Origin of the sequence: Edaphobacter sp. (genome assembly GCF_035532915.1) — a bacterium.
GTDB lineage: Bacteria > Acidobacteriota > Terriglobia > Terriglobales > Acidobacteriaceae > Edaphobacter.
In genome coordinates this window covers 1-3,360 of sequence record NZ_DATKQC010000210.1, presented here as the reverse complement: position 1 = coordinate 3,360, position 3,360 = coordinate 1, and the positions used below count along the sequence as shown (strand labels likewise).

Sequence of the window (3,360 nt, the reverse complement as noted above, 5' to 3'; positions counted from 1 at the left end):
GCCGGGGCGTTTTCTTTCGGTGATGTGATCGTTTGGCATAGGAGACTCCGAGTAAGGAGACTCCGAGTAATCTGTGCAGTCAGAGGCTATTGCCTCGTCACGGCATTGATTGGCTTCAGACTGTAGCGGGGAAGGGGTTTTTGTCCAATACTTCTTACCTATGGGGTCATAGCTGCCGTCGATGACCCGTCGAGTCAGGAGACCTATTTTTGGGAAAGGTTGCGCAGCCGAAGCTATATTGCGCTTTTTTGTGCAACGTTTCTGCTACTTACAGCACCTAACTTAACGCATCACCTGAGGTCCCCCCGATATCGAGGCCGCAGACGATCCAGGGCAGGTGCAAGATGTACGAGGGACCAGAGTTCCGTCATCTCCGTTATTTCGTTGCCATCGCGGAAGAGTGTAACTTCGGCAGGGCTGCGGAACGGCTTCATGTTGCTCAACCATCGCTGAGCGCCCAAATCAAACAGTTGGAAGATGGCCTTGGCGCGAAGCTCTTCATTCGCGGACCGGCCGGAACCACCTTGACGCCAGCCGGACACGCTTTCCTATCCCACGCCAAACAGATGCTATTGTTGCGGGATCGCGCTGTACAGAACACATCTCTTGTTCATTCCGGAGTGCAGGTGCCACTTCGTTTCGGCTACTCACCTTTTGTCAATCACGAATTCGTGCGAGAAACATTCAAAGGCTATCGCGAGCTGGTGCCGGAAGGGCGAATTGAGCCCTCCAGCGAGTGCTCGGGCCCACTTGCAACCATGGTTGCAGAGGGCCGTTTCGACGCGGCTCTGTTGAGTATGCCCATCGCTGAACAAGGCCTATTTGCGCAGTTGGTCTGCACCGAGGAACTACTGGTTTGCCTCCGCGCCGATGATCCGCTTGCTCAGGGGAAAAGCATTCCTAGATCGGAGATTCAGAATCGGCTAAAGGTGTTCTTCGACCGAAGGCATCACCCGTTGCTCTATGACGAGCTGATGCGAAAGTTCGCTAAGGCTGGGATAAATTTGCAGCCATCGGATTTTGTTTCGGCTCCCTCTGAGTTGCAGTTTCTGGTCAAGGAAAAGGCTGGATTTGGATTGCTGCGAGGCAAGGTGCCGCTCGATGCGGAACTTACACGCCGCAGGATCGAAGGTCTTGCTCTCCGAATTAAGACAGCGTTCGTGTGTCATCCAGCGCAACAGCGGCCAGTCCTTCCGCTGCTCGCATACCGATTGGCCAAGGTGTGTACCGATATGGAAGACATGCCTGGCCGGAAGCGGCCAAGCGAACGAGTTGTCGATCCGGAATTGGGTCAGCTTCAAATGTTCGGCTGAATGTTTTCGGATATTCGCAGGTCATAGGCCGCCGCTATGACCCCATAGGAAACAAGTATTGGACGGGCCACAAATCCGTTCCTACTCTCACGGCATATCACGACTGAAAACGGTCGTTGGAGGTGCCGATGTCCAGCAAGATTCGTTCCATATTCCGTCTCCGTATCGCTTGCCAACTCGCGAAGACACTCAAGCCGATGAGCTTTGTGGTCCTCGGTCTATGTCTCCTCCCTTTGGCGGCACATGCGCAGACCGGTTCGCCATTCGATACCGGTTTCGCCAATCTGCAAAACCTGTTCACAGGTACGGTCGCCAAGGTCGCAAGTCTCATCGCCATTGTGATCGGCGGTTACGGCTTCGCGCATGGCGAACCAGGCGCAAAGAAGGCTCTTGCGGGTGTCGCTGCCGGAACTGGCATTGCCGTTCTCGCTGTGAACGTCCTGAGTTGGCTTTGGGGTGTGTAAGCACACCTCGCCCGTCCACTCTCAACCATCCATCGCAGCGAGCACAACGAGGGGCTTATGGCAGACATGAAGCCACAACCAAGACGCACCAATCGGGTCTTCAAGAGCCTGCATAAGCCCCTCACCTACCTTGGAGTCGACCGGACACTGTTCTATTTCGTTTGCGTCGGAGCCGTGGGCGCATTCAATCTCTTTAATTCGATTCTTGCCGGCATTGCTGTATTCATCGGCGGCTTCGTGTTTGGCCATTGGGTCACGAACAGTGATCCCGCGTTTCTCCGTATCCTTGCCAAATCTGAAAAGTACAAACTGCGCTACGACGCAGCCAAGCAAAGTGTTCCTCGTGTGGAGGTGGTCTGATGTTCCGCGTCGACAGAGTCATCAAGCCGTGGAATCAGGCTGCAAGCTTGAACGCCCACATCAATCTCTATGGCTTTTGGAATGAGACGACCTTCCTCACCAAGAGCGGCGACCTCGGTATGGTGCTTCGTGTTCCCGGCGTGGACTACGAGAGCCTGGACCATGCCGGACAGGAATATGCGGTCAAGCGGCTTGAAGCCGCGCTCAAGCACTTCGGCCCCGGCTTCCATCTGTATCAGTATCTCTTCAAGCAGAACCGGCCTGAGATTCCCTTTGCCAGCTATGACGATCTCATAGTGCAGGCGGCCATCGAGCAGCGCAAGGAGTTCTTCGAGCAGAAGCGGGACCATCTCTATCAGGTTGAAATCTTCTATTGCATATTGCTCGAAGGCGCACGTTCGAAGACCGGCCTGGGCGCTGCGCTTAGTCGTCTTCTCCGCGATCCGGCCGGAGCAATGGAAGAACTGCGGGCGCAGTTCACCAATAACAGCATGAAGACGCTGCTCCGCTCGCAAATCGAGCATGACTTGGCGCGGCTCGAACAGCGGACGCAGGCATTCGTCCGTCAACTCGCCGACTTCTTGCAGATGGAAGTGCTGGACCGCGAGGGCCAGTTCACTTTCTTTCGCAGGCTTCTCAATTATGACGAGTGGCGGATTGCGGGGAGTCCGCAGTCCACGCAGTTCCTTGACTATCAGGTGGTCAACTCCAACATCGAGGCCGAGCGCGACCATCTTCGCGTGGGCGATCACGCCGTCCGCGTGCTGACCATGAAAGAAAGCATCACGGAAACGCGGCCTCTGGTGCTGGACGCGCTGCTGAAGATCCCCGCGAACTTCTATGTCGTGACCGAATGGACTCCTCTCGCCATGGACAAAGCTCGCAAGGAAGTCAACAAGCGCCGCCGCCACTTCAATATGTCGAAGACCGGCTTCGTCTCGCAGATCGGCAACGACCCGGCCAAGACCAGTCCCCGCGATGTGCTGGTCGATGAGTCAAAGCAGGCGGACATCGAGAATCTCGGCGATTGCCTGCGGGCATTGGGCGACGGTCAGTCGTTGGGCGACTTCTCGCTGACCATCGTTCTCTATGGCCACTCGAAATCGGAGCTGGATCAGCTGGTCGGCGAGTTCACGGGCGTCTTCACCAATGCGGACGGCGATCTCTTCGCGGAAACCTCCAACCAGCTCAATGCCTACTTTGCCACGATTCCCGGGAACTAC

General features: G+C 55.9%; 4 protein-coding genes. All 4 read left to right on the top strand.

Annotated elements, in window-relative coordinates:
- Positions 1-344 precede the first annotated feature (344 nt).
- Positions 345-1,313: a LysR family transcriptional regulator gene (locus VMU57_RS10285; protein ID WP_325383075.1), complete on the top strand. Its 969-nt coding sequence runs from the start codon at positions 345-347 to the stop codon at positions 1,311-1,313.
- A 128-nt stretch (positions 1,314-1,441) separates the two neighbouring features.
- Positions 1,442-1,777, top strand: coding sequence for a TrbC/VirB2 family protein (locus tag VMU57_RS10280; RefSeq protein WP_325383073.1), 336 nt, complete (start codon positions 1,442-1,444; stop codon positions 1,775-1,777).
- A 57-nt stretch (positions 1,778-1,834) separates the two neighbouring features.
- Positions 1,835-2,137: a VirB3 family type IV secretion system protein gene (locus VMU57_RS10275; RefSeq protein WP_325383071.1), complete on the top strand. Its 303-nt coding sequence runs from the start codon at positions 1,835-1,837 to the stop codon at positions 2,135-2,137.
- Positions 2,137-3,360: hypothetical protein (locus VMU57_RS10270; RefSeq protein ID WP_325383069.1), on the top strand; the 1,224-nt coding region annotated here is incomplete at its 3' end. The genes VMU57_RS10275 and VMU57_RS10270, both read left to right, overlap by 1 nt.

Bases quoted from the DNA above. Each gene is read 5' to 3' on its own strand.
- VMU57_RS10285 (WP_325383075.1), top strand. From the start codon at position 345: ATGTACGAGGGACCAGAGTTCCGTCATCTCCGTTATTTCGTTGCCATC.
- VMU57_RS10280 (WP_325383073.1), top strand. From the start codon at position 1,442: ATGTCCAGCAAGATTCGTTCCATATTCCGTCTCCGTATCGCTTGCCAA.
- VMU57_RS10275 (WP_325383071.1), top strand. From the start codon at position 1,835: ATGGCAGACATGAAGCCACAACCAAGACGCACCAATCGGGTCTTCAAG.